This is a genomic window from Anoxybacillus sp. FSL W8-1294 (assembly GCF_037965005.1).
Taxonomy (GTDB): domain Bacteria; phylum Bacillota; class Bacilli; order Bacillales; family Anoxybacillaceae; genus Anoxybacillus; species Anoxybacillus flavithermus_G.
The window spans coordinates 2672849-2698100 of record NZ_CP150179.1; the positions used below are offsets into that span (position 1 = coordinate 2672849).

The following is a 25252-nucleotide window of genomic DNA, read 5'->3' on the forward strand; positions in this document are numbered from 1 at the left end:
GTCTTCATCCGTTGGTCGCGGGAGAGCGGTTATTTCTTTTTGTTTATATAGACGACGATGGTGACAGTCAATGTTAGCATTCCGATGAACACTAAGCTGAATTGCGCAATAAGACTCAATGCTTCATACGTCGTCATACTCCCACCTCCCTCCATTGGGGAAGTGGTCAACCGCCCACCCTGCTTATGTAGCTGCTACAGAGATTGTAACATTTTTCTATCACCCTCGCAATTTCAACAACCACTACTACAAAAAATGTCACAGCACATCAACAAGAATGCAGAAAAAGAGACAGAGAGCCATGTGACTCTCTGTCTCTATCAATCTTCGACAAACTTCGGGGCGTGGCAGGCATGCTATCCCATTTCCATGAAGAATTTTTGTAAACGTTCCGCAGCCATTCGATATGCCTTTTCTTTATCACGAGGACCTATCGCAATTATTTCCATCCTTATCGGCTGTCCTTCAACCGGGCGATAAATAATTCTAATATTTAGTGACTTCGACTTAATCTTTGCGAAACCATGCAAGTCCCCATGTAACGATTCAGCAACTCCATCCGGCTTAAATAGGGGACCTTGCTTTGCCCTTCTTAAAATTTCTAATAAAATGGTTTGTCTATGTCCTTTATTAATCGCTTTAATATCCTGCTTTACATCCTCAACAAACCTCAGTTCAACATTATATTTTTCTAAAATAATCTCCTGCAAATCTTCAAGCGTTTTCACATCAATCTTCCTCTAATAATTTCATTAGTTCGTTTACATTAATATCCTCTTCATCAAAAATATCTGATAAAGTTTGATTTACAGGTTTATTCTTACGTGCATATGCCTCTTCCATAACAATTTGGTCAAGTGCTTCTTCTACAACTTCTTTTATTTGGAGCAACTGCTCAAAATAATCTATATCAACAACTACAGCCAGTGCATCTTTCTTTTTTGCATTTTGAATAACAAATACCTCATCTGAGACTCCATTTGAAAAACGATCCAGTATCTCTGATAATTTTTTTGTTCTAGAAAGATCCGTAACACTTAAAACATTCGTTTTCAAAAAATTCAATGTGTTTGTGTTGGCAATAGGATATTGTTCTTTTGGCAATATATGAACACCCACTTTCCATCCTTCCTTCTTTAGTATATGCATTATTATCTATATTATACACATAATTCTACACAGAAAACAACACATTTACTATCTATATTTCATTTGTTCATACATTCATTCTTTACATTCCTAACATACTTTAGTGACTGGCACGCTATCCAATCACTCTCCCTATCTCCACTCAACATCCTTCCTTCATATTCCTTTCTTGACGTCCTTCTTTTATTCTCCGAAACGCCATCGCCTTCCATAATGCTTCATCGGTGATGTTTTCCGCTTCTGCTAAATCGGCAATGGTGCGAGCAAGGCGAACGATTTTTGTTTGCACGCGGTTGCTCCAGTCATTCATAGCCGCCCAATGTTGAAGCAGTTGTTGTTGCCCTTTCGTTAGCGGACTTTTCGCAAGCAGCACGTCCATCGGCACACGGCCGTTTGTTATTTCTTCCCCATATCGTTCGAATTGCCGGAAACGCGCAGCTTCCACACGGCGACGAATCGTTTCCGAACAGTCTACTTGCTTTGATTTTTGAGTCAAATCTACTGCTTCTAACGATAACAATATATCGATGCGGTCGTAAATCGGTCCGGAGATACGTTGGCGATAGGCGTGGATCTGTTTTGGGCTACATATGCAATAGCGTTTTTTCGAACCGAAATAGCCGCATGGGCATGGATTCATCGCCCCGATCAAAATGAAATGTGCTGGATACGTCACCGTCGACGAAACGCGGCTAATCGTCACTTTTCCTGTTTCTAATGGCTGGCGAAGCATGTCCAACGTCTTTTTCGTAAACTCTGCCATTTCATCAAGAAATAATACCCCACGATGGGCAAGCGAAACTTCCCCTGGTTTCGGCTGCGTCCCTCCTCCAATCAATGCTATAGAAGATGTTGAATGATGGGGATGACGAAACGGTGGAGAGGAATCGTTTTTCGTTTCTCCTGCGAGTTGGTATAAACTAAGTACTTCCAACTGCGCTTCATCGGAAAGGCGCGGTAAAATCGTTGGAAACGTTTCGGCTAACAGGCTTTTCCCACACCCTGGTGGTCCGATCATTAACACGTTATGTTCTCCTGCAGCAGAAACTTCAAGTGCATACTTGGCGTAGTCATGTCCGATGATATGTTCAAAATCACGATGAGTTTTTTGAGGTGGATCGACAGCTGAAGGGAGATGATTCGTCGAAAATAACACTGGTTGACCTTGTAAACATTGCATCACTTGATCTAATGTTTGAACAAAAACACAATCGATATGCTGCAGGTATTGAAAGGGAAATGTCGGATCATATGGGGCATATACTTGTTGAAAGCCGAGTTTTTTGGCAGCTAAAATAGCTGGTAACATGCCATCTACTGACTGAATCGTTCCATCTAATGACAATGAGCCTAAAAATGCGATATGTGACGGAATTGGTTGCTCGAGTTTTCCTTTTACTTTTAAAATACCAATCGCCATTGCTAGATCAAACATCGGGCTTTGTTTTTTTCGCTCGGGCGGCGACAGATGGATGACAAGTTTTTGATTCATGACATCACATCCAAACGCATGCAATGCCGCAATGACTCGTTCCTTTGCTTCTTTCACCGATGTATCCGGCAATCCAACAATCACAACTGAAGGCATTCCCGGCAGTTCTTTCACTTCCACTTGTACGCGGTATCCTTCCATCCCACGCAAACCGATACTACAAACTTTCATGTTATTCCTCCTTGACACAGTTCGGTACAACATCTTCTTTCACAAACTGCACATATGCTTTCTTTTTTTCATTCATTGTTCCAGAAAAGTAACGAAGGAGTACATCAATGTTCATAAACGAAGGCAATGAGGTAGATTGGTGATAAAAGTGGAAACTGCTCCAACGATAATGTTCGGGAAGATGCACCATACGTGCCTCGACAGGGTTGAGATGAATATAGCGACTGACTTCTAACATCCCTGCATCATCGTCAATGAGTTTACTGAAGTAACGCTTTTCAAACACATGACCAGTTAACCCGTAACGCGTATTGTAATAGTTGGCGTATCGTTTGTTAACCAGTGCCATGACTTTGGAAATGGATTGTTGTTGCGAGCGAAGTTGAAGATGAAAATGATTTGTCATAAAACAATATGAAGCAATTTCAAACGGAATGTTTTCATGGAGCTGTTCGAGGATATACAAAAATGCGCGGAAATCATTTGCTTCTTTAAACAACGGATCACGCCGATTTCCACGGCACACAATGTGATAAAACAAATGCGGCACCCATATCCGCCTTGCCCGACCCACACACCTCACCTCACACGAACTTTCTCGCCATATCCCTTCGACAAAAACAGCGAAAATCCTGCATCAAAAGAAAAATTTTTTGATACTCTGCACGTAAAACTACTCTCTCGACGGGTGACACTTATGCCACTTGTCAAACCAGCGATATCATTTGTATAATATAAGCAGATATTTCATAAAATAAAAAAGCTGAGTGCGGTGAACACTCAGCGGGCAACTACATGCCGCAAGAAGAGCGGCTGACCTTTAGATGTGTAACAGATAAAAAAGAAATAACCGTTTCACACCTTTGGTCGAGGGGGACGGTTATTTCTTTTTGTTTATATAGACGACGATGGTAACAGTCAATGTTAGCAAGGAACTGCTTCGATAATATAAGCGTATGAATGATGCGCTAAACTTGAACATGCAAGTTATGATCCTGTCTACTTGTACCATCAATGATGAAAGGGGTATTCAATGCCTGCGAGATTTTAAAAAGTGTCTCTACTCTAGGGCTTGTAAGCCCCGCTTCAATTCTCCCAATCGTGGATTTTGGAACTCCAATACGGTCTGCAAGTTCCTGTTGAGACATATTCAGCTGCTTCCGTCTTGTTTTGATCTGTGAAGCTATAGTTCCCTCTAATTGAAGTTTTTGAACATGCTGCTCGCCTCGAATGGCTGCATATTTCTTAAAAAAATCACTCATTCTTTTTCCCTCCCAGTTGATCAATAAAGGTAAGGATCAAAAGCGCAATAACTTTCATATGCTGATTCGGCAGGCACAATATCCTCTCGTCTTATCGCTCCATTATACTGCTTGTCGAAATAATGGAGCAGTATGACTTTTGAAAAATTGTGGATCGCAAATATAATCCTGTGATTTCCAGTTCTTCCACCCCTTATACCCCATCTGTAAAAATTATCATAACGAGTATTCATGCTAAGATGTTTCAATGATGGAGGGGTTATATCGTCCAGAAAGCTGTTGTCCTCTGGATCAGAAGGATATGGATTATGTTGAATAATCGTAAGTTGCCTTGCATATACATCAGCAACATGACACCATATACCCGAATGACCTTTTTGTCTAAGTTCTTGCTCTGCCTTATTCAAGAGATAATTTTCAAATTCCTTTACATTTCCTGTGTATATTACCTCAAACAACATCCTCTACCCTTTACATAATATTATTACACATATGATAGCATTTATGCTACTGAAACACAATAATTTATAATTAGGGAATACTGAACAACTTTTTTTCTAATAAATAGATTGCCATTCCGTAGCTGTATTCCCGATAGTACGGCACTCCGTCAATGATGGTGCGATGGTATTTTGCCATTTTCCCTTCCCCTTTCATTTGGTCTAGCCGTGAGATTCTCGGACGAACATCCGCCAATCTTAGACATATATTTCGTAAGCGATTGGCTCTCCGTTCTTTATCCACACTTCGTACAGCTTCTTTCTCGTCTCCTCATTGACGACCACTCCGGCAATCCATTCGTATCCTTCTGCATCCACGTACATTAGTGCCTCAAAAAGCAGCGGATTCGGCAGCTTTTCCAGATGCTCTTCGGGTACAAGATAGTTGTCCAACTCTTCGTGATAGAATTCGTACGCTTCATAGCCCACCTCGTCAATGTTGACTGCCACGTTGAACGTTCTTTCCATTGTCCTTACAAACCAATCCATGTGCAACATCTTCTTGTCTCCTCTCAAATATATCCTTTTTCTTTCAGCGACAAATATCGTTCAGGGCAAACAATCAAATGGTCTAGCACATCAATGCCAACGATTCTTCCAGCCTCTACTAACCGTTTCGTTACCTCGATGTCTTCCCTCGACGGCTCGCAATGACCGCTGGGATGATTATGGGCAACGATGATAGAAGCAGAGTTGGAGAGAATGGCAGCCTTCATCACTTCCCTCGGATGCACGATACTAGCGTTCAAGCTACCCACATGGCAAATGTTGATGGCGGTCGGCTGGTTTTTCGTGTCAAGGCAGACAACGACAAACTTCTCGCGGTCAGCTTCCACGAGAAACGGCTTCAACAACTTGTACGCATCCTCTGGGGATTTGATTTGCCGCTCCTTGTACAGCACGCTAGACTCACGAACGAGCTTCAGGCTTACAATGTTGACGCGCTTCGCTGGCTGCTTGGCAGGCACCTCTCTTTCTAGCAACTCTAGCTGCTGGTGGTTGATGGTTTGATACTTGCTCATCCTTTTCCCTCCTAAAACAAAAATAGCCCCAATTCCCCGAAAGGAATTGAGGCGTTCAAAGATATAATATATGCTTCAAATGACGTTTGATGCAGAAAAAAAGAAACAGAGAGCCATACAACGACTCTCTGTTTCTATCAATCTTCGACAATCTTCGACGGGTGACAGGCACCGTGCCAAATATGTACAATGTAGGCGGAATAGCAATTTTCTTTATTTCTTCATCACCACTTGTCTCTTTTTTCAATCGCTGTCTTTCAATCATTTGCTCTACTTCAGCTTGTGAACGGATGGCAGCCACAAGCACAGCTCTTTGTAATCCACTTCCTCTATTGTACAAAGGGGTTTCTACTCCATGACTATCTTTCACATAAAGAGTGAAAGAAAATCCTTTACTAACGTCTAAAGGATCTATTTTTGGAAATAACTCTTCCGCTAACACAACCTGCTGTTTTAAATTTTTCTCCACTATCGATAAAATCCCTTTGTTCAACTCCTTCAATTTATCCGTCAATACTTCCACGGCATGATTACTCTCCTCATCTAATTTTACCCATTTTTTTATACCTACTCGAAATAGCTTACCAAAAGCCGATGTATCGTTTGTAACTTTTTGTTCGTTTTCATGATCTTGGGCTGCAGGAATATAAACAACGTTTGGAAATTTTGTACTTATTTCTTTCCAATATTCACTCGCGTCATTCCAAGTATACTGTTCCATATTATTAATTCTTTCCATAACCTTTTGTTTAAGTTCTTCAATTTTCTCATTTTCTTTAGGTTTGGTTTTAGGGAACTCTACTCCCAACCCGATACCGATTTTTTTTAACTGCGAATAATTATCCAATTCCTCCATAGAAGGTTTTCTGTTCTCCATGTAAACGCTCTTTTTTGCAGTTATCTTTCCGTCCATAAGATGAAAAATTTGCTTCAAACGCAAAGTATTATCTACTTTAAGTGACTCTAATACTTCATCATCTATATGTAAGACCATTTCAATCTCAACAGGTAGCTGAGAATCGTGCTTCGGAAAATCTTCAGCGGTTATTTTGTCATCATCGAAAAAAATACGGATAGCTTTCAATACAGATGACTTTCCGACATCATTTTGCCCAACAATGGAAAGCATATGATTAGTCATAACAGCTTGAAACTCCGTAATTCCTCTAAAGTTCTTAATTTTTATCTCTCGAATAAACATCCTTTCCTCTCCTTTCCGAAACTCGCTACACATCAATGATTCGACATATAACGAGAAAATCTTTCATGAATTCGTCTTTATTTTTCGACAAATTCCGTAAATAAGATAGGCAATTCGACAATATTCGCGCACTTTTCCAAAAAAATCGCCCCTGTTCCACAATGGAATGAAGACGTTCAAAGGGATCATATATGTTTCAAATGCTCGTTGATGCGGATAAAAAAGAAACAGAGAGCCACCCAATGACTCTCTGTTTCTATTAATCTTCGACAAACTTCGACGGGTGACAGGCACCCTACCCTTTTTTTGCACGTAACCCATTAGTTAGTAATAGTCTTAGGTGCAGAAGAAACTATTGCGTCAACACCAGTGTTGTCTTCTAAGCTAACATTGCTAGCAGTCGACGTTAACTCAACTGTGGTTGTTCCAACAGTCAACGAAGGTGAAGTACCTAGAGTAACGGTTACTTTGTTACCATCAATTGCGAATGTTGGAGTTGAACCGAATGAACCAGCACTAGAAAGAACAAAGTCATTTGCTAGATCAGCCAGAACAGCACCGCTAATTAACTTAACATTTTCGGAGAATGTGATTTCCACCTTATCTCCAGCTGATACAGAACTATCTCCGTTTGCATCAACATATTTAGCTGAAATGATTACTGGTGCAGCTTGATCCACCGAAGCACTAGCTGTCGTTAATCCTGTAAAATCATTACCATTAGCATCTTTAACAGTACCTAAACGAACAATGTTTGGTGTTGCGTCTGTATCTGGAGTAGATTTTTCAGCTACTGTAATCCATACTACCTTAGAATCTGAACCATCTAATGCAGCACCTGTAACTGTGTATCCAGATACATCAAATGTAGTTGCTGATAAGTAATTTCCATTGATTGCTTCAGTAAATGTAAGCTTGATTTTATCAATCTTACCATTGTTATTTGAATCTACAGTAACGATACCGTTTGTAGATGCAAGTGTTGGTGCAATCTTATCAGCTGCATCAGTACCTGTTGCACCGTTAAGAGCAGTGTTTACAAATGTTGTATCATCAACAGCTACTGTACCAAATGTATATTCACTTGTTTGGTTAGTGCGAACCGCAATAGCTGTTCTAGTAGCACCAGTTGCAAATTTACCATCTTCATCAACCACATCAGAGTTGAATTTGAATGTAATAGTTGCCTTACCATCGCTGTTCACATAAGAAACATTTTGCTGTGGTACAGTTGTCCATGTAGCTCCACCAGAACCATTGCTTACTTTGAACTGGAAGTCTAAAGCATTTACAGACTTAAGTTCTTTATTTAAAGTAACCTGTACAGTACGCTTATCAACAACTTTTACAGCTGTTCCAGATGCTAAACCTAAGTCGTTAGTAACTGTACCAGATACAGTTGTTTGGTAACCATAACCAGCAATTTTGTTTCCAGCTACGTCAGTAACGTTGTTAGATACCGCAAATGGTGTACCTTGTGTTACTGTAGTGCTAGAAGGTAATGTAATTTTAACTGCACTAGCAGATAGAGCAGTAATAGAAGTACCTGCTGGTAAAGCTTTATTATTGTATAGATAGTTATTTACATCTGTAGCTGTTGCTGTATTTACAGCTTCGCTGAAGTATACATAAATGCTGTTGCTGTTAGAGCCTGTACCTTGTTTAACAGCTGTTACTGTCGGAGCAACTAAGTCTGCTACTGATAAAGATGTGCTATAAGAGTCCATTGTGTTGCCAGCACGGTCTTTAACATTTTGTACAGTTAATGTATAGTTACCAGCAGCTAATGCACTTACAGTTAACTGAACAGTATTAGTAGAACCAGATTTGAATGTTGCATTAGAGATAGTAACAACTGAACCGTCAGCTTTTTTCAATGTGTAGTTGAAACGATTTTGTGCAGTTGCGCTATCTACAGACTCGCTAAATTTAACTTCAATGGTTGTTGCGCCTTCATTTACTGTTACATTTTCAACAGTCGGCTTAGTAGTGTCAGCTACTACATTATAAGAAGTAGCTCCGGCAGCAACTTTAATACCGTATGCATCTACTAAATAGTTGTTATCATCGCTCTTCAAGTTAACAGCATGGATACCATTTGCGATGATAGTGTTAAAGTCTGTTCCTGCACCAGCTGGAGTTAATTTCAACGCACCGTTTTCAATAGTACGAGAAATTGTAGATGAGTTAAATACGTTTACTCCATCAATGAATAACGGCTGACCAGTTACAAAGCTAGAAGGAGCAAGAGCTTTGTCGAATTTAACCAATACATATGATTTATCAGCTGCTACTGACACTTCTGTCATTTTACCAACAGTTTTATCAGTTACAACTGTTAAATCTTTCTCAACTTGCAATAATTTGTATCCTGCAATATCCTCAATTCCGTTATTTACAGATACTTTTAACTTGTAAGTTTTATCAGCTAAAGCTGTTGTTAATGGAATACGAACTTCATTTTTCTCAGCATCCCATTGAGGAGTACCTACTCCATAAGCACTTAGAGAAACTCCATCGATTTGATAGTTCGCAACGCTAACAGCTTGATCAGCTTTAACTGCTTCAGAGAATTTCACAACGATTACTTTGTTACCTTCCATTGATACTGATTCTACAGTTGGAACTGTTGCATCAGTATAAGAGAATTTGTGTTCAGATTTAGCGATAGCTTTGCCGTCTTTAGTTTTCACGCCATCAATAGTTAATTTTGACTCGATTTGGTTAGCTAAAGTTTGGCGCGTGCTATCAGTGTCAGTATCAAGAGTAATTAATACTGATTTTCCATCTGCTTGAAGTGTTGCTTTCGGAGCTTCTGTCCATGCAGCGTTATTTAACGCAGCATTTACAGTACCGTTGTTTAATGTATAGTTAGCTAAGTTCTCAGCTGAATCTTTATCAAGTTCTTTGTTAAATTTAACAAGGATTTGGTTAAGGTTATTCGCACTTACACTCTCAACCTTAGGCGTTACAACAGGCACATCAACTTTCGCTTTGTCTGTTGTTTGACCTTTGTAAGATACGTTGTAAGATTTTCCTTCTTGCAACGCTGTTTTTGTTTTGATTACAACAACTGTTGTTTTTGCTTCAGCAGCTGCAGCTTTGATTGATACAGACTCGATTTCAACGCCTTGGATGGCGAAGTCTTCTTTTTTCACTTCTTTCAATTCGCCGTTGAATGTAACTTCTAATGTTTTTTCGTCAACAAGCTTCACAGCCGTGATATCAGCTGCAGAAACTTCTTTTTTCACATCCATCGCACGAACAACGAACGAAGCGAATTGACCGCGTGTGACGTTTTGTTTTGGTGCAAATTCTGTGTTTTTCGTTACACCGTTTGCTTCTAATGTTTGAATGTACTCACGCGCCCATGAGCCAGCTTTGTCAAGGTCAGTTACTTTCGTTGTGTGGTTTGCTGGTTTTGTTAATTTGAACGCTTCAACAACGACTTTCGCCATTTGCTCGCGAGTGATGTTTGCGTTCGGGTTGAAGTTGCCTTTTTCGTCTCCAGTCATGATTCCAGCAGCTTTCACGATCGCAACAGCTTCTGCTAATTCAGCTTTGCTCGCTGGAACGTCTGGGAAGCCTGCACCTTGCTCAGGTGCTTTGACACCTGCATCTTTTAAAATGCGTGAGAAGATGATTGCAGCTTCACCGCGTGTTAACGGTTTGTTTGGTTTGAATGTACCGTCTGCATATCCTTTAATGTAACCTTTTGCTACTAATGTAGCGATGTCATTTGCATGCACGCTTCCTGCTACGTCTGTGAAAGACGCGCTTGCTACTGGTGCGATCGCTGAAGCAACAACTGCTGCAGAGACTGTACCAGCTAAAAATTTGCGATAAGACTTTGGTTGGTAAGCCATCGACATATTTCCTCCTTTTGTTTCTCTTTCTATTTAAGTTTAGCTAAATTTAAGAGATATGTGTGCTTTCTCTATAAAACTCTTAAACTTAGCGAGTGAACGACTACAAACTACATTATAATTTTTTCCATGATTAAAGTCAACCATTTTTTGAATGCTTTTTCTTCATTGGAATAACAAAACTATTCATTGTGTAGCCTTCCACCTATTCACCATTTTACCGAATGTTCGACATTTTTCAATACCTTCCTACGTAACTTTTTGACAAAAACTTTTGTTACATAACTGTAAAGTTACCACTCTCCTATTTATGATACACTTGGAATTGTGTAAAAATGTCGAAAATATAAAAATAATGACGGAGCGAGGTGTGACGGGTGAGGCGGTTTGTTTCAGCATTGCTTTTGTTTTTTCTTTTCCCTTCCTTCGCTTACGCAAGCGATAGCTACGATCGACTCGTTCCATTGGCGAAAAAATATGTCGGGGTGCCGTATCAGTTCGGGGGAAGTTCGGAAAAAGGGTTCGATTGTTCCGGGTTTACGCGTCATGTGATGAGCGGTGTTGGCGTCACGTTAGCGCGCACGACAGCGGAGCAATATAAACAAGGAAGTGCGGTAAAAAAAGAAGACTTACGTGTCGGTGATCTCGTCTTTTTTGAGACGTATAAAAAAGGTCCATCGCATGCAGGCATTTACATCGGAGACAACGAGTTTATTCATGCCAGTTCATCGAAAGGAATTGCTGTTTCTTCATTAGATGATTCGTACTATAAAAAGCGATACATAGGAGCAAGACGCGTGCTCGCTTATGAGCAGGCAGCTGGTCAATTCGAAGATATCGGAAATGATTTTTGGGCAAATAAAGAAATTGAAGCGTTAGGAAAAAAAGAGATTGTGCTCGGGTATGCGAAAAGTTATTTTAAACCTGATGAAATGATGACGCGTGCTGAAGCTGCAGGGCTTCTCGCCACGTATTTCAAATTGAATATGAACGATCGAAAAGAAACGTTTACGGACATCCCAAGCGATCATTGGGCAGTTGGTGCGGTGAACGCCCTTGTGAAAGAAAGTATAATCGATAAAAACAGTAAACAGTTCCAACCGGACGAACCGATCACGCGCGAGCAGTTAGCGATATGGTTTGCGGAAGCGTGGAAGTTAAAGCGCGGGGCGGATGTGCCATTTACCGATGTAAAAGAAACAGATGCGGCGTATGATGCGATTGAAAAGCTTGTTGCAGCTGGCATTGCAAGCGGCTATGAAGACGGAACGTTTCGCCCAAAAGAAACGGTGACACGTGCACAATTTGCGGTATTTTTCTATCGTGCAATTAACGCAAAATAGCGAGAAAGGACAAGTCTTTCTCGCTATTTTTTATCGAGCGTCCGTTTTAAAAAGAGGGCAAACTGTCCGCGTGTGACAACGTCGTCCGGGCGATACGGATTGTTGATCGTAATTCGATTATAAAAAAGCGTATTAATTGGCTCATACGCCCAGTGAGAAAAAGGAACATCGACAAACGGTTGATTCGTCGTCGGCTGTTCGTACACATCGGCATATACCCTCGTTAAAATCGTTGCCATTTGGGCGCGAGTAATATAATCGTTCGGATATAGTTTTCCGTTATATCCTGTAAGCAACCCGTATGCTTCAGCAATCGTCATCTCTTTATACCACGGATCGGTCGGTTTGACGTCTTTTGCTTTCACGACATATCCTTCAGGAAGCGTTAACTTCAGCTCACGAATCAGCATAAGCGCGGCATGGCGGCGGAGTAGCCGTTCGTTTGGACGATACGTTCCATCTGGATATCCTGCTACAATACCTCGTTCATTGAGGAGCTGGGCAGCTTCTTGCAATTCCTCCCCAACGACGTCCGGAAAAAGTGGCGGTGTAGAAACAAGCGAATCGATTGTTCCGTATTGGACACGTAACGTCGCTGAACCGCGATTAAATCCTTTTGTTGTCGGCTGGACGACGCGAAATAACGCTGTATCGACCATTGTTGAGCGGAATAGCCAAGAAACTTGACTATTTAGTTTTGCCCCATCGTATACCGTCTCGTTCACTCCTTTTGGCACGCTTCCGATATAAACAGAAGCGTAGCGTCCATCTCCATCTTGCGCGTTGACGTATGCGGTCGCATCAGCATATGTGTAAAGCTTGAGCGCATATACATTATTTTTTACCGTATAGTTTGTCAGCAATAAAGGAAACGGCGGCATCGGTTCGTACGGAACGCCAAGTTGATTTTTCCAATACGTTTGTAAAGCTGGAAGATCAAATGGTGTCGGCAAATGAACGTTCATTTGCATATGTCCTTTTAACGCATTCGGCGAACCAAAAAGTTGAACGTAATCTTCTGCCAATATTTCAGACATATACCATTCGTACGCTCCACTTCCATCAGCGTGGACAGACGGATAGCGAAACAATTCACGCGCGGCAGCATATCGCGACATGAGCCATTCGTTCGGATGGCGTTGTTCGTTTGAGTCAAGACTTTGTGGGAGATTTTTTTCTCGACCGATTTTTTTGGTTATATATGGTTTTATAAAATCGTTATATGTAAGCGCTTTTACTCACTCTCATCCTGTAGGTATGTGCGTTTTCTCTCGTTTTAAAAACCTTTCAATGCTTGCAATGCCTCGTAAATCGGTGTCCCTGAAGATTGGCGAAGGTATGGGATGTTATCTCGTACCACTTCTGTCATTTGCGTTTGCACGCGCTTCAGTGCCTTTTTCACGATCGTTTCTCGTTTCGTTTCTTCTCGTTCTTCCACGCCATACATCACTCCATCGCGTGTCCGAATGAGTAACGTATCTTTTATCGCGACGATCGCTCGCAACATCGCTTCAATCCCTGCATCCCTCCAACTTCGACCGTTTTTACTTCGTTTCGCAAACACATGCATCGTTCCTTCCGCACTCCCCATCGCCCTCATGTTTGTCGTGTCAATCCCTTTTTCCTTCAACCATACGCGATAGTCACGTAAACATCCTGGTATCTCCTCGATTCGACGAACAAGCGCCTCGAGTTGCTTTTCCTTCTCCTCATGTTCTAACGTACCGATGGCACTTGTGAGTTCTCGTAACACACCTTCTTCATCCCATGATGCTAACTTCTTTCGAATCACCCGATATCTCGCATGACCTCGGAACAATTGACGAATCTCTCTTGCCACATGGAACCGATCAAGCTGAAAGTACCCCCTGTCCCCGAAATATTCTCGACACGCTGTAATCCATGGGGCTCCATCTCCATTGATGACCACCCAATCCTCAAACGGATCATAGCTGTATTCCTTCATCAGAAAATTCTCTACAGCTTCCCAAATCGGTTCATTCGTTTGATGAACCATATACCGTCGATTCACTAAGGATACGCGTTTCCCGTTTTTCTCCCATCCTTGGTGAATCGTGATGATCTTTTCTTCTTTTCCTTTGATGCGGCTTCGTTGACGTTTCACGTACAACCCGTCTGCTTCGATAAAAAACACGCGCCCTTTTTTCTCCATCGCACGGTGCCCTTCCACCTCTGCCTCGATGATGGACTGGCGAATCGTTTCGTGACTCATACATGCATACCCCACCAGCTTTTCAAGCGACTGCGCAGCCTGTCGATACGAAGAACCCGTCACGGCGAGATGAATCGCTGTCTCCTCTAATAGCGGACTCACTCCATGCGCCCCATCGAACTGAAGAAAGACATCGAGTAAAGACGTATACACCTTTTTTTCACGGTCAAAGTAGTAGTTTCGCTTCACTTCCACCTCTCCAAATAGCGTTTGGAGTCGGATCGTCCGCTTATCTTTGAGCGCATATCGTTTCTTGTCCCGCTGTTCTGCCAATGTGCGGTCGATCTCCTCCAACACCTGTTGAAGGAGATGACCATATTGTTTTTGCATATGTCTAAATAAAGACTGTTCGATCTCTTTTAATGTCAAGCCGTTTGTGATATAATCCTGCATGGGCTCCACTCCTTTCTTTGGTTGTATTTTTTTCTCACTTACTACCTTACCAGGAGGAGAGCCCGTTTTTCATCTATTTTGCTTACATATCTGACAGGTTCCTTATTATACCAAATCAGGAACCTGTCTTTTTTTCTCCCACAAACATTTTACTCATACGCGTTGTTCTTTATTCAACAAATCATAATACGTAAAATGATGCCCATATTCATGTGCGAGCGTCGTTGCCATTTCCTCAACGGTCGTCCATTCATTCCCACCGTATAAATGAATGTAACGATTCGGAAGCAGCGCAAGTTTCGGACTGACTTGATATTGCGCAAAATATTGTCCAAGTACGTTTTGTCCTGCAGGGTAATCAGGAAAAATTTTTACACTTCCTAACAAGGAAAGTTCGGCACCGTGTTTATTTTTTAATAGCTCTTGTTCAAGCTGAGCAAGTTTCGTTGCATTCCAATAGACGCTATAGCTTTCAAACGTCACCCCACTCGTTCCTTTATAGCGAGCGATCAGCGGATAATAATCTTCGTACGCTTGCGCTTTCGCTTTATTTGTTAAATCAACGACATCGGCATGCGCTGGCGTTTGAAAAAAGAACAAAAAAACGAACATAAACAAGACGAACGGCATACGACGCATATCGACCACCTCATTCTATCAATCTACATTTATCTTAACACGGTTTCGTACATCACGTAGCTGGAAAATGATAAAGGCTGCCTAATTACAGACAGCCTTTATGTCATCTATTTTTTTATAATCGAGAGCGTGTATGGGTTGGAGTTTGGCCGAGCAAGCGATTCTTCAACGACGACATAGTACGTTCCTTTTTTCAAGGAAAGCGTGCCGATTTCGGCGTCGCCATCACCGTAATGGTCGTACGTTTGAACGATCCGTCCTTTCGCATCAAAAATCGACATGACCCCATCCATCGTGCCTGGTACGTCGAGTTTGAATGTAAATGTGCCGTCTTTTGCAACGACGAATTTGTATGCGTCTTTGTCTCCGTAATCAACAACGTTCATATACCCTTTCGCTTCGTACGTATTTCCTTTTTTATTTAGCGAAAGCGGTTTGGATGGCACGTTGTTTTTCATGACAGATGACGCATCTTCATCTTTTTGAGTGAGCGACTGAATACCAAAGTTATACGACTGAAGCGACAATCCATCCCACATCAACCCGTTCGCGATAAAGAAGTAGCCGACATTTTTCTTCGCTTGGAACGAACCGTTTACGTCGTATAACGGGCTCGAACCGTTTGGATAAAACGTGACAGCTTTATTGTATTCGTCCTCGTCAATCGTCATATTTCCGTTCGTATCTTCAACAACCGATACGATTGGAATTAATGTGCCGCGCAACGCTTTCGGAAACGATGCGTTTTGTTTGCTTGGTTTTGCATAAAACGTCAACAGTTCGGTCGCTTTCCGATGTTTGTAGTAATAGTAATCGCTGTCGTTTGGAAGGGCAAAGTTTCCTGTTTTCACATCGTTAACGTTTATAACGGTTGCTTGAATTGGTTCGTTATTTTTTTCGTTTTTATCTGTCGGTGCGTCGAGCAATTTTTTCGATGTGATGGCATACGGATCGGCAACTGGTTGATAGTAGTCATTTTGTACTGACATGTAATACGTTTTTCCTTCTTCGAGAACGAGCGTCCAGTCGGATTGTTTTTTCCTTGTCATCCAATCGAATGAGTAGAACGAGTTGACTGGCACAAGATCGTCTTTTTTCTCATCGTATTCAAACAACATCGCTGACGGCATCATATCGTCAGGTGTTGCGAATGAAAATTGATATATCGCTGTTTTCGGTACCGTTAACTTGTAAAAATCTTGGTCGTAGCTAAATTGAATAAACGCCTCGGCGCGATCGCCGATGTTGTAAGGTAGAGCATTTTCTTTAATTTGTGCGACTTGTTCGTTTTCAAAGTAGCTCCAGCTTCCGTCATCGCCAATGGTAATGATGTCGTTTGGTTTGCGCATATTGACGGTCGCTTTTTCGGCTTGTTCCACAGCCCCTTCTTCCGACGACATCGGTTCACGTGCTGGGAAGTTGTCTTCATCTTGTGGGAGCGTAATCGCCTCGGCGCTTATTTGATACGGGATCGCTGAACCGGTTGCTTCTTTTACTTTGTTGCTTGACATCGTCATATCAAGCACCATTGGATAAAATCCGTCCATCGGTTCACTTGACGCTTCGAGCACATATTCGACGTCCGGTTGCGCTTCAAACGTCACCGTCTCCCCTTTGCTGACGCCGTTATTGTTTCCTGACGCGATCGGGAACGGAATTTCTTTATATTTTGCGTCTGGGTCGACTGGGCGATATAGTTCTTCAGCGAAATAAACGTTTAATGACGAATCGATGCCCGGCACAGCAGATAGCTGAAATTTCACCGTCGTCGGCTCTGCGACAGTAAAACGGAAATAGTCGCGGTCGCTTTCATTGTTTTCTGGAACGAATGTTAAGTTTTCTAAAGAAAACGGTAATTGTTCAATCGTCGCTGGGTTTTCTTTCGTCAAGCCATCGTCCGCAAGTTCTGTAAACGACTGGACAGTTAATGTATATGTTGATTTTCCTTGTAAATTGTAGTTGCCGTTCGCATCTGTGACCCCGATCGCGAGCACACCTGGTTGTTTTGCTGTAAATAGTTTCGCTTCCATTTCACCTGCGCGGCCGTCATTCACTTGAATCGGCTTTTCAGACGTCGTTTTTCCTTCAGGATAGAAGCGGAAAACGAGCTTATAGTCGTACGACTCCGCCCCTTCTAATAGGGCTTGCACGCTTTCACCTTGTTGGACGTTTACTTTCACCCAATGCACTTCTTCCGATTTCGTAAGCGATCCTTTCTTGACGTACGATTCTTTCGCGTCAATAACAGGAGCTTTCGCTAAAATCGTTTCATCGTTCCATTTTTCTTTTTGCGGTACGTTTTTAATGTTATATTGCAGCGCGGCAACTGGATTGACTAAACCGTTGCCGTACGTCAAGTCATATCCTTTTTCACCTAAATCTGTTGCGGTGCGCTCTAAAATCCATTCCACTTGATATGGCTTTAAATTCGGATATTTCGATAAAAGAAGCGATGCTACGCCTGCGACAACTGGCGATGCCATCGATGTTCCACTTAGTTCTGCAAAAGACGAGCCTTTCGCATAGTCGTAAATCGGGCTATATACGTCCGCCCCCGGTGCAACAAGGTCAACAGACGGACCGTAGTTTGAAAACTCAGCGAGCTGATTTTTACTATCCGTTGCCCCCACGCTAATGACCCCTTCATATGCAGCCGGAACGGAGTACATGTCCGTCGCTTCATTTCCTGCTGCAGCAACGACGGTAATGCCTGCATCAATCGCTTTTTGAACAGCTTCTTCTAAAATCGGTGAGCTAAAATAGCCGCCAAGGCTCATATTAATGACTTTTGCCCCTTTTTCAATCGCATATAAAATACCTTGGGCGATCGTATAATCGTTCGCTCCAAGTCCCCCACCAAACACGTCAATCGGTAAAATTTTTACGTTCGGATTCACACCATGCGCGCCAATACCGTTATTCGCATTGGCACCGATAATGCCTGCCACATGTGTCCCGTGCACGTCTTTGATTGGCGCACCTGCTGGGTTCATCGCATTGTAAGCAGGAAGGAGGCGTCCTTTTAACTCTGGATGTTTCGTATCCATACCTGTATCAATGACCGCGACAGTCACGCTATGTTTTCCCGCTAGCTTGATCGCTTTGTCCACGTTTAATAGCGACAGTAAATACATATGGTCTGCTTTCGGATCAAGAGAACCGAGCCGTTTGTATGTAAAACTTGGTGTCACGCTTTTGACGGCTTTTAATTTTGCGTAATTTTTCATCACTTGCTGCATGTCTTTTCCTTTTTGTACGGTGACGACATCATATCCTAATTGTGGGAATGATTGTTTCAACGTCGCTCCTAAACTACGATGTACCGCCGTTGGAATTTTTTCATTGTACTTTACGATAAGCGTATCGGTGCTCACTTGGTTTTGTGCATCTTCAAACTTTTTGTACGCAAGTGAAGCCGATGCTGTCGTCGTTTGTTTTTTCCACTGTGCGATTGGCGCTTCCGTCGACGCTTGCGCAACTGCCGGCACGATAAGCGACGAAGCTAAACTAATCGATAATGCGGTTTTCTTCCATTTTTTCATAAAAAAGCCTCCTTCAAAAGAATGTAACATATGTATTCGCCACCGAAGACAAATACACCTACTATAACGATAAAAAACAAAAAAGGTTTCATATTTTGATAAATTTTTCTAACAATCTTACAATATCACCCAATAAACAAAAAGTAAAGAAATATTTTCCGGGTCGTGAAACATTCTGGGAACAATGGTATACTGTACGTTGAAACGATTTGATTTACAGCGAAGGAGAAGGTTCCCCATGTTGTCTTACATAAAAAAACTAGTAAACAGCGATGAAAGAAAATTAAAAAACTACTATAAAATCGTTGCGCGTATCAACGAGCTTGAACCGACATTTGAAGCGTTGACAGATGACGAATTGCGCGCAAAAACAAGCGGGTTTAAACAACGGCTCGAGCGTGGCGAAACGGTATTTGATATACAAGCAGAAGCGTTTGCAACCGTTCGCGAAGCATCCAAACGCGTGCTTGGCATGCGTCATTTTGACGTTCAATTGATTGGAGGATTAGTACTAGCGGAAGGAAATATTGCCGAGATGGCGACAGGGGAAGGAAAAACGCTCGTCGCTTCCGCCCCAAGTTATTTGCGTGCCCTTGAAGGAAAGGGCGTACACGTCATTACCGTCAACGACTACTTAGCTCGTCGCGACCGAGAGTTAATTGGACAAATTCATGAGTTTTTAGGCTTATCCGTCGGTCTGAACTTGCCACACATGTCCATTGAGGAAAAAAAAGCAGCATACAACGCCGATATTACGTACGGTGTCGGCAACGAGTTTGGCTTTGACTATTTGCGCGATCATATGGTGTATAGCGTCGCTGATCGTGTCCAACGCCCATTTCATTATGCGATTATCGATGAAGTCGATAGCGTATTAATTGACGAGGCGAAAACCCCACTCATTATCGCGGGTAAAACAGGCGTAAGCTCGGAACTAAGCTACTTATGCGCCCGTATCGTGAAACATTTCGTTCGTGATGAAGATTACGAATACGATGAAGAAACAAAAACCGTTAACTTAACCGAGCAAGGCATTGAAAAGATTGAAAAAGGATTCGGAATCGACAACTTATATGACCTTGAACATCAAGTGTTATATCATTACGTCATTCAAGCGTTGCGCGCATACGTCATGTTTACGCGCGATGTTGATTATATCGTCAAAGACGGAAAGGTATTGCTTATTGACATGTTTACCGGCCGCCCGATGGAAGGACGCAGTTTAAGCAACGGGCTTCATCAAGCGATCGAGGCAAAAGAAGGACTCGAACTAACCGAAGAAAACAAAATTCAAGCGTCGATTACGATTCAAAACTATTTCCGTCTTTATCCGATTTTATCCGGCATGACAGGTACAGCAAAAACGGAAGAAAAAGAGTTTCAAACGTTGTACGGCATGGATGTCGTTCAAATTCCGACAAACCGCCCTGTTATCCGTCAAGACTTGCCTGACCGCGTCTTTGCGACCATCGATGCAAAATATAAAGCAGTCGCCAAAGAAGCGAAGCGCGTACACGCGACTGGACAGCCAATGCTCATTGGGACAACGTCCATTTTACAATCGGAAAAAGTGGCGAAATATTTAGCGGAAGAAGGATTGCCGTTCCAATTGCTGAATGCGAAAAGCGTTGAGCAAGAAGTCGAGCTGATTTCACGTGCTGGTCAAAAGGGGCAAATTACAATTGCGACAAATATGGCTGGGCGCGGAACAGACATTATGCTTGGAGAAGGCGTGGCAGAGCTTGGTGGTTTATACGTTCTCGGTACAGAACGTCATGAAAGCCGCCGCATTGACAACCAATTAAAAGGACGTGCTGGTCGTCAAGGAGATCCGGGACGTTCGCAATTTTTCATTTCGCTTGAAGACGATATGTTTCGTCGCTTCGCCAAAGACGAATTAGAAAAAATAAAAAAATCACTACAAGTGAACGAGGAAGGGGAAGTATTAAACAAAGACATCCATGAGTTTGTCAACCGCGTCCAGCGTATTTGTGAAGGAAGCAATTTCTCGGTACGGGAGTATAACTTAAAGCTCGATGACGTATTGAACGAACAGCGTCGTACCATTTATACGCTCCGCAACCGCGTGCTTGAAGCTGATGATGTCATTCCAATTGTTGTTCATATGGTGCCATCGTTTCTTGAACGAGAAGTGGCTTATACATGTCCAGAAGATGTCATTCCAGAAGAATGGGACATCACACGTTTAGTAGCGACTGTTCAAGCGGTAACAAACGAACACATTGATGTAGCTGATGTCGTCGAGCAAAAAGAAGTAGTAGCGATCGTCCACCAAGCGATCTCAGCATGGAAAGAGCGCGTTCATGCATTTGAATATACCGAAGAACATCAATGGGCATTGAAACGTGCATTACTCTCGCTCATCGACTTCCATTGGACAAAACATTTAGAAGCGATGGAGTTATTGAAAGAAGGGATTGGGTTGCGCTATTACGGACAAGAAGATCCGATGCGCCAATATGCAAAAGAAGGGTTGGAGCTCTTTACACTCATGTACCATCGATTAGAAAAGGATGCTTCCCAACAACTTGCCCAGCTCATATCACAATAAGGAAGGAGATGGAACAATGTTTCCATTTTTCAAAAAGAAAAAACAAGGGGAAGATAGCACCGTTCAAGCAGAGCAATTATTTGACGGCGCAAGTGAACAACAAGATGAAGACGTGCATACGACATTATCGATTCATCCACTGATGTCACTAACAACCGAACAAAAATATTATTTTCAATATGTCAATAACGAATTACCACCGTTGAAAAAAAATCAAGTATCACTATCGGGGATAGAATGGAAAAAGGAAGGCGATCATTACGTTGTTACAGCGTTTGTCCGAAACAGCTTAGATCAGTCGATTCGTTTTGACCATATGCCACTACTGTTCATCGGACCAGATGGAAAAGTCATCGGAAGAAAAATATTCCCGATGAATGAACTTGGCGACATTCCGCCAAAAAGCAGCCGTCCGTGGCGATTTGTATTTACAACAAGTGACTTATATACAGAACATATTCCAGAAACAGGATGGAAGTTAGCGTTTGAATTAAAAAAGCCACATCGACTAGATTTAGAAGAAAGTTGGGAGCAACATTTAAAAGAAGAAGATAAACAAAAACTCGAGCAACTCGTTCGTTCGCTTACCCCACCGAAACAAGGCGAAGTGAACGTGATGGGATTGCAAGCCCGCATGAACGAAGAGGGAGATTTAGTCGTCACGTTACTGATTCGCAACGGTAGCGACAAAAACATTACATTCGAGCAAATGCCATTAGTTGTCGAAGATGCATCGGGGGATGTTGTCGCACGCGGAGCATTCACGTTGAATTTGGAAGTGAAAGCAAATACAAGCAAACCGTGGACGTTTATCTTTCCAAAATCACTTTTACAAAAAGATGAATTTGATTTTTCTACATGGCGTGCCTATATTCCACAATAAGAAAAAGGGCTGATGATTCACATCAGCCCTTTTTCTTTGCCTCTGGCCACCAACCGCTCTCTATTGTAAACAGAAGGAAATAGTACTACAGTTATATTTTAGCATGATTTTTTATGTTTAACAAACATATTTTTAGTCTTTTTGGTATAAATTTTTTGTTGACAAGCATATATTCCCTTCTCTCACACGTTCAAAATAAACAATATTGAATTTTCTGCCCAGAACGAATAGAAACTGAGCGGAAAGTACATAGGATGGCTCGTTCTTCAGCAGCTGTGAGGTCGTTCATCGGTGCGGGGATGTAACGCTTCTCGAGGTCATTCCAACGTTTCACACATATTTGCGCTTGTCCTTTACCAAAGAAAAACGTAATGACAATCAGGCGTGTTGATTAACCAATAATATCCATAAAAAACATAGAAAAAAGAGCACCTTTCCTGTAGAATGTAAGTAACAACACAAACAAACCTAGGAGGTGCTCTCTATGCACAAGCATACCACACTCCCAAATTTGATGCAAAAAATTGTTTCTGATGAAGATCTCCAGTCGATTACCGAAGCCGTTGGCTACCATGACACTTCGCGGACGTTTACGGTGCGCACGTTGGTTGATTTTTTTCTGCTGGCGGCACTTCACGAATGGAAAAGTTTCCGTCATGGTGCCGATGTGGCGAAAATGTACGGATTGCCGACGTTTCATTACTCGACGGTTTCTAAGAAAGCGAAAGAAGTTCCGTACGAGGTGATGAAGCGCTTATTTGCTTTGGTTGTTTCTAAGTGCAATCGCCAAACCCGCCGTTCGCTTCGCTTTCCAAAAGCATTGCGTATAGTAGACTCCACGACCGTCACCGTGGGGAAAAACCGCCTGACATGGGCACCCTATCATGGGGAACGATCCGGAGTGAAAATGCACGTCGCGTATTCCCCTGAGCAACAAATGCCGAGCGACATCGTAGAAACCGTAGGGTTGCGCCACGATGGACCGGTGGGAGAGCGGCTCACAGACGTACAAACGGTTCTTGTCGAAGATCGAGCGTACTTTAAAATTGAACGCCTCGATCGGTTTGTCGAACAGAAGCAACCGTTTGTGATTCGGATGAAAGACAATGTCGAGATCCATCAAAAAAAGAGCCTAAAGCGCCTTTCTTCCTCCTCTTCTTCTATTGTGGCGGATTTTACTTGCCAGTTAGGAACGAAACAATGTCGTTCCAAAAAGCGCCATCGCGTCGTGATCTTTCAGGATGCGAACGGGCATGAAATCCGTGTGGTCACGAACGTCTTAGAGGCATCGGCGGAAAAGATTGCCGAGATGTATCAAGAACGTTGGACAGTGGAAGTGTTTTTCCGATGGATCAAGCAATATCTAAACGTTCCGACCTTATTTGGCAACAACGAGCATGCGGTATACAACCAACTTTTTGCGGCATTTATCGCTTATGTGTTACTGAGATGGCTATATCATCGAACGGAAAAACGGACAACCTCGTCCCTTACCTTTCTTTCGTTTGTCCGTCGTTTTTTCTCTGGGCAACTTCCTCTCGAATGGAAATCCGAGATGGCAGCTGTCTTATTTGAGTATGCCCGAATATATGGGAGGAGTATGCCTAATTTTGGATAATCAACAGCCGTGAATGACAATCATTAATTGATCGTCTACCGTTTTAAAAAATAAAAATAAATCGTCTTTTGTTGTGCATGTAATCATGCGGTAGCGCATCGGTTCAAGAGGCAGCTTGTTCACTGGTGAAATAAACTGAAGTGAGTCAGAAAAGTGAATGGGTTCGATTGTGCGAGATTCATAAAATGGAGGATTCGGCTTTTCTTTAATAAGCACCTCGCACGTTTTTCCTCTTTTTTTCGCTTCATGAACAATGAAATTGGAAAAATAAATATTCATTATTCATCATCCCCCTCAAGTTTTTCCAATGTATATTTTTACATTTTTCGAATATTCATTCAACTTTTTTCGACAAAAAGACTGTTTATTTTCGTTCTGAAAACGAACATTTTGTTTGTTTGTTCTTAAAAAGAACAAAAAATCCCCCTTTCTTCTTCTATCGTAAAAAGAAAAAGGGAATTTGGTGGAAGATGATGTTACAACATATCGGAGAACAAATTAGGCGTTTGCGCAACGCACACGATTGGACGCAAGAACAATTGGCACAGCGATTAAACGTGTCTCGTTCGAAAGTGAGTAAATGGGAAAACGGTGAAGTGCTCCCTGATTTGCAGTCGATTATCGACATGAGTGATTTATTTCGCGTCAGCACCGATTTTTTGCTCGGTAAACACCCGACAGATGAACAACTATTGCAAGAAGTACGATTGGCATACGGGACAAATGACATGAGCGATGAGCAGTTATCCGTTATTCGCTACATCAATGAACAGCCGAAGCTTGCGAAACGACTATATGCGTTGCGGTCATTACCGACGCATAAACGCAAACGTTTGGAAGAGATCGTCATAAAGATGATCGATGAAATGATTGAAGCATTGAAATAAAAAAGGGGCGTTTTCTGCCCTTTATTCAATGCCGATTAATTTTTTTAAACGATATACATCTGCTTCCGTTTGCCATTGCTTTTGTGCGTGCAGTTCAAATTTGTCATGCAGCTTGTCCACTTTTGTTTCTAACTTTCCGATGCGCACATGCAGTTCTTTTACTTCTTCACGTATTTCTTGTTTGAAACTTTCCATTTCTGCACGCATCTCTTGTTTAAAGCTTTGCATCTCTGCGCGCATTTCTTGCTTGAAGCTTTCCATTTCTGCACGCATCTCTTGTTTGAAACTTTCCATTTCTGCACGCATCTCTTGTTTGAAACTTTCCATTTCTGCACGCATCTCTTGTTTGAAGCTTTGCATCTCTTGTTTCAAGTTTTCTATTTCCCCACGCATTTCACGTACTTCATAAAGCAATTCTTTCACTGCTTGTAACACTTGGCTTTCCACGTTTCATTCACCCCTTTCATTTTCACCCCTAG

The 25252-nt window shown here is 42.1% G+C and carries 22 protein-coding genes; 5 read left to right on the top strand and 17 right to left on the bottom strand.

Annotated elements, in window-relative coordinates; all coding sequences use genetic code 11:
- Positions 1-29 precede the first annotated feature (29 nt).
- The 11 genes from NSQ23_RS14510 to NSQ23_RS14560 all read right to left on the bottom strand — a co-directional run bounded on the left by NSQ23_RS14510 (position 30) and on the right by NSQ23_RS14560 (position 10663).
- The gene (locus NSQ23_RS14510) at positions 30-137 is read right to left on the bottom strand and encodes a putative holin-like toxin (protein ID WP_019418134.1); all 108 of its coding nucleotides are present in this window, start codon (positions 135-137) and stop codon (positions 30-32) included.
- A gap of 219 nt (positions 138-356) precedes the next feature.
- Positions 357-728 carry a hypothetical protein gene (locus NSQ23_RS14515; RefSeq protein ID WP_237811308.1) on the bottom strand — a complete coding sequence of 124 codons (372 nt, stop codon included), beginning with the start codon at positions 726-728 and terminating at the stop codon, positions 357-359.
- Between the two features lies 1 nt (position 729).
- Positions 730-1104 carry a hypothetical protein gene (locus tag NSQ23_RS14520; protein ID WP_255707008.1) on the bottom strand — a complete coding sequence of 125 codons (375 nt, stop codon included), beginning with the start codon at positions 1102-1104 and terminating at the stop codon, positions 730-732.
- 187 nt (positions 1105-1291) lie between these two features.
- Positions 1292-2812 (bottom strand): YifB family Mg chelatase-like AAA ATPase, encoded by a 1521-nt coding sequence (locus NSQ23_RS14525; protein WP_339171740.1) that lies wholly within the window; start codon positions 2810-2812, stop codon positions 1292-1294.
- Between the two features lies 1 nt (position 2813).
- Entirely contained in the window at positions 2814-3386 is a 573-nt protein-coding gene (locus tag NSQ23_RS14530; RefSeq protein WP_339171742.1) for a transposase, read from the bottom strand.
- A 394-nt stretch (positions 3387-3780) separates the two neighbouring features.
- A complete protein-coding gene (locus NSQ23_RS14535; protein WP_064214363.1) occupies positions 3781-4074 on the bottom strand; it encodes a helix-turn-helix transcriptional regulator in 294 nt (97 codons plus the stop codon).
- Between the two features lie 20 nt (positions 4075-4094).
- The gene (locus NSQ23_RS14540; protein ID WP_064221009.1) at positions 4095-4535 is read right to left on the bottom strand and encodes a hypothetical protein; all 441 of its coding nucleotides are present in this window, start codon (positions 4533-4535) and stop codon (positions 4095-4097) included.
- 237 nt (positions 4536-4772) lie between these two features.
- Positions 4773-5072, bottom strand: a complete 300-nt coding sequence (locus tag NSQ23_RS14545; protein ID WP_192949104.1) for a hypothetical protein — start codon at positions 5070-5072, stop codon at positions 4773-4775.
- Positions 5073-5086: 14 nt separating this feature from the next.
- Positions 5087-5596 (bottom strand): DNA repair protein RadC, encoded by a 510-nt coding sequence (gene radC, locus NSQ23_RS14550; RefSeq protein ID WP_064220743.1) that lies wholly within the window; start codon positions 5594-5596, stop codon positions 5087-5089.
- Positions 5597-5651: 55 nt separating this feature from the next.
- Positions 5652-6797 carry an AAA family ATPase gene (locus NSQ23_RS14555; RefSeq protein ID WP_339171748.1) on the bottom strand — a complete coding sequence of 382 codons (1146 nt, stop codon included), beginning with the start codon at positions 6795-6797 and terminating at the stop codon, positions 5652-5654.
- A 320-nt stretch (positions 6798-7117) separates the two neighbouring features.
- Positions 7118-10663, bottom strand: coding sequence for an S-layer homology domain-containing protein (locus NSQ23_RS14560; RefSeq protein WP_339171751.1), 3546 nt, complete (start codon positions 10661-10663; stop codon positions 7118-7120).
- Between the two features lie 377 nt (positions 10664-11040).
- Between NSQ23_RS14560 and NSQ23_RS14565 the strand changes: the two genes are divergently transcribed.
- Positions 11041-12006 (top strand): C40 family peptidase, encoded by a 966-nt coding sequence (locus tag NSQ23_RS14565; RefSeq protein WP_339171753.1) that lies wholly within the window; start codon positions 11041-11043, stop codon positions 12004-12006.
- A 23-nt stretch (positions 12007-12029) separates the two neighbouring features.
- On the opposite strand, the gene NSQ23_RS14570 is transcribed toward NSQ23_RS14565, so the two are convergent.
- The 4 genes from NSQ23_RS14570 to NSQ23_RS14585 form a co-directional block, all read right to left on the bottom strand.
- Positions 12030-13124: an S-layer homology domain-containing protein gene (locus NSQ23_RS14570; RefSeq protein ID WP_339171755.1), complete on the bottom strand. Its 1095-nt coding sequence runs from the start codon at positions 13122-13124 to the stop codon at positions 12030-12032.
- A 158-nt stretch (positions 13125-13282) separates the two neighbouring features.
- Entirely contained in the window at positions 13283-14632 is a 1350-nt protein-coding gene (locus NSQ23_RS14575; RefSeq protein ID WP_075039588.1) for an ISLre2 family transposase, read from the bottom strand.
- 153 nt (positions 14633-14785) lie between these two features.
- Positions 14786-15244, bottom strand: a complete 459-nt coding sequence (locus NSQ23_RS14580) for a hypothetical protein (RefSeq protein WP_339171758.1) — start codon at positions 15242-15244, stop codon at positions 14786-14788.
- A gap of 134 nt (positions 15245-15378) precedes the next feature.
- Complete coding sequence (locus NSQ23_RS14585) at positions 15379-18813, bottom strand: S8 family serine peptidase (protein WP_339171761.1); 3435 nt, start codon at positions 18811-18813, stop codon at positions 15379-15381.
- A 238-nt stretch (positions 18814-19051) separates the two neighbouring features.
- On the opposite strand from NSQ23_RS14585, the gene secA2 reads away from it, so the two are divergent.
- From secA2 to NSQ23_RS14600, 3 genes are all read left to right on the top strand, one after another.
- Positions 19052-21385, top strand: a complete 2334-nt coding sequence (secA2, locus tag NSQ23_RS14590; protein WP_339171763.1) for an accessory Sec system translocase SecA2 — start codon at positions 19052-19054, stop codon at positions 21383-21385.
- A 16-nt stretch (positions 21386-21401) separates the two neighbouring features.
- Positions 21402-22268 carry an accessory Sec system S-layer assembly protein gene (locus NSQ23_RS14595; RefSeq protein ID WP_339171765.1) on the top strand — a complete coding sequence of 289 codons (867 nt, stop codon included), beginning with the start codon at positions 21402-21404 and terminating at the stop codon, positions 22266-22268.
- Positions 22269-22752: 484 nt separating this feature from the next.
- The gene (locus NSQ23_RS14600; protein ID WP_064214037.1) at positions 22753-23886 is read left to right on the top strand and encodes an IS4 family transposase; all 1134 of its coding nucleotides are present in this window, start codon (positions 22753-22755) and stop codon (positions 23884-23886) included.
- On the opposite strand, the gene NSQ23_RS14605 is transcribed toward NSQ23_RS14600, so the two are convergent.
- Positions 23887-24165 (bottom strand): hypothetical protein, encoded by a 279-nt coding sequence (locus NSQ23_RS14605; RefSeq protein ID WP_339171767.1) that lies wholly within the window; start codon positions 24163-24165, stop codon positions 23887-23889. It lies immediately after the preceding gene.
- A 194-nt stretch (positions 24166-24359) separates the two neighbouring features.
- Here NSQ23_RS14605 and NSQ23_RS14610 point away from each other — a divergent pair, with 194 nt between their 5' ends.
- Positions 24360-24773 (top strand): helix-turn-helix domain-containing protein, encoded by a 414-nt coding sequence (locus NSQ23_RS14610; protein ID WP_339171769.1) that lies wholly within the window; start codon positions 24360-24362, stop codon positions 24771-24773.
- Positions 24774-24794: 21 nt separating this feature from the next.
- Here NSQ23_RS14610 and NSQ23_RS14615 read toward each other — a convergent pair whose 3' ends face one another.
- On the bottom strand, positions 24795-25220 hold the full coding sequence (locus NSQ23_RS14615; RefSeq protein ID WP_339171770.1) for a coiled-coil domain-containing protein: 426 nt from the start codon (positions 25218-25220) through the stop codon (positions 24795-24797).
- Positions 25221-25252: the final 32 nt, after the last annotated feature.

Excerpts from the sequence above, each read along its gene's own strand:
- NSQ23_RS14510 (WP_019418134.1), bottom strand. The coding sequence starts at position 137 with ATGACGACGTATGAAGCATTGAGTCTTATTGCGCAATTCAGCTTAGTG.
- NSQ23_RS14525 (WP_339171740.1), bottom strand. The coding sequence starts at position 2,812 with ATGAAAGTTTGTAGTATCGGTTTGCGTGGGATGGAAGGATACCGCGTA.
- NSQ23_RS14535 (WP_064214363.1), bottom strand. The coding sequence starts at position 4,074 with ATGAGTGATTTTTTTAAGAAATATGCAGCCATTCGAGGCGAGCAGCAT.
- NSQ23_RS14540 (WP_064221009.1), bottom strand. The coding sequence starts at position 4,535 with ATGTTGTTTGAGGTAATATACACAGGAAATGTAAAGGAATTTGAAAAT.
- NSQ23_RS14545 (WP_192949104.1), bottom strand. The coding sequence starts at position 5,072 with ATGTTGCACATGGATTGGTTTGTAAGGACAATGGAAAGAACGTTCAAC.
- radC (WP_064220743.1), bottom strand. The coding sequence starts at position 5,596 with ATGAGCAAGTATCAAACCATCAACCACCAGCAGCTAGAGTTGCTAGAA.
- NSQ23_RS14555 (WP_339171748.1), bottom strand. The coding sequence starts at position 6,797 with ATGTTTATTCGAGAGATAAAAATTAAGAACTTTAGAGGAATTACGGAG.
- NSQ23_RS14560 (WP_339171751.1), bottom strand. The coding sequence starts at position 10,663 with ATGGCTTACCAACCAAAGTCTTATCGCAAATTTTTAGCTGGTACAGTC.
- NSQ23_RS14570 (WP_339171755.1), bottom strand. The coding sequence starts at position 13,124 with ATGTCGCGATATGCTGCCGCGCGTGAATTGTTTCGCTATCCGTCTGTC.
- NSQ23_RS14575 (WP_075039588.1), bottom strand. The coding sequence starts at position 14,632 with ATGCAGGATTATATCACAAACGGCTTGACATTAAAAGAGATCGAACAG.
- NSQ23_RS14580 (WP_339171758.1), bottom strand. The coding sequence starts at position 15,244 with ATGTTCGTTTTTTTGTTCTTTTTTCAAACGCCAGCGCATGCCGATGTC.
- NSQ23_RS14585 (WP_339171761.1), bottom strand. The coding sequence starts at position 18,813 with ATGAAAAAATGGAAGAAAACCGCATTATCGATTAGTTTAGCTTCGTCG.
- secA2 (WP_339171763.1), top strand. The coding sequence starts at position 19,052 with ATGTTGTCTTACATAAAAAAACTAGTAAACAGCGATGAAAGAAAATTA.
- NSQ23_RS14595 (WP_339171765.1), top strand. The coding sequence starts at position 21,402 with ATGTTTCCATTTTTCAAAAAGAAAAAACAAGGGGAAGATAGCACCGTT.
- NSQ23_RS14600 (WP_064214037.1), top strand. The coding sequence starts at position 22,753 with ATGCACAAGCATACCACACTCCCAAATTTGATGCAAAAAATTGTTTCT.
- NSQ23_RS14605 (WP_339171767.1), bottom strand. The coding sequence starts at position 24,165 with ATGAATATTTATTTTTCCAATTTCATTGTTCATGAAGCGAAAAAAAGA.
- NSQ23_RS14610 (WP_339171769.1), top strand. The coding sequence starts at position 24,360 with ATGTTACAACATATCGGAGAACAAATTAGGCGTTTGCGCAACGCACAC.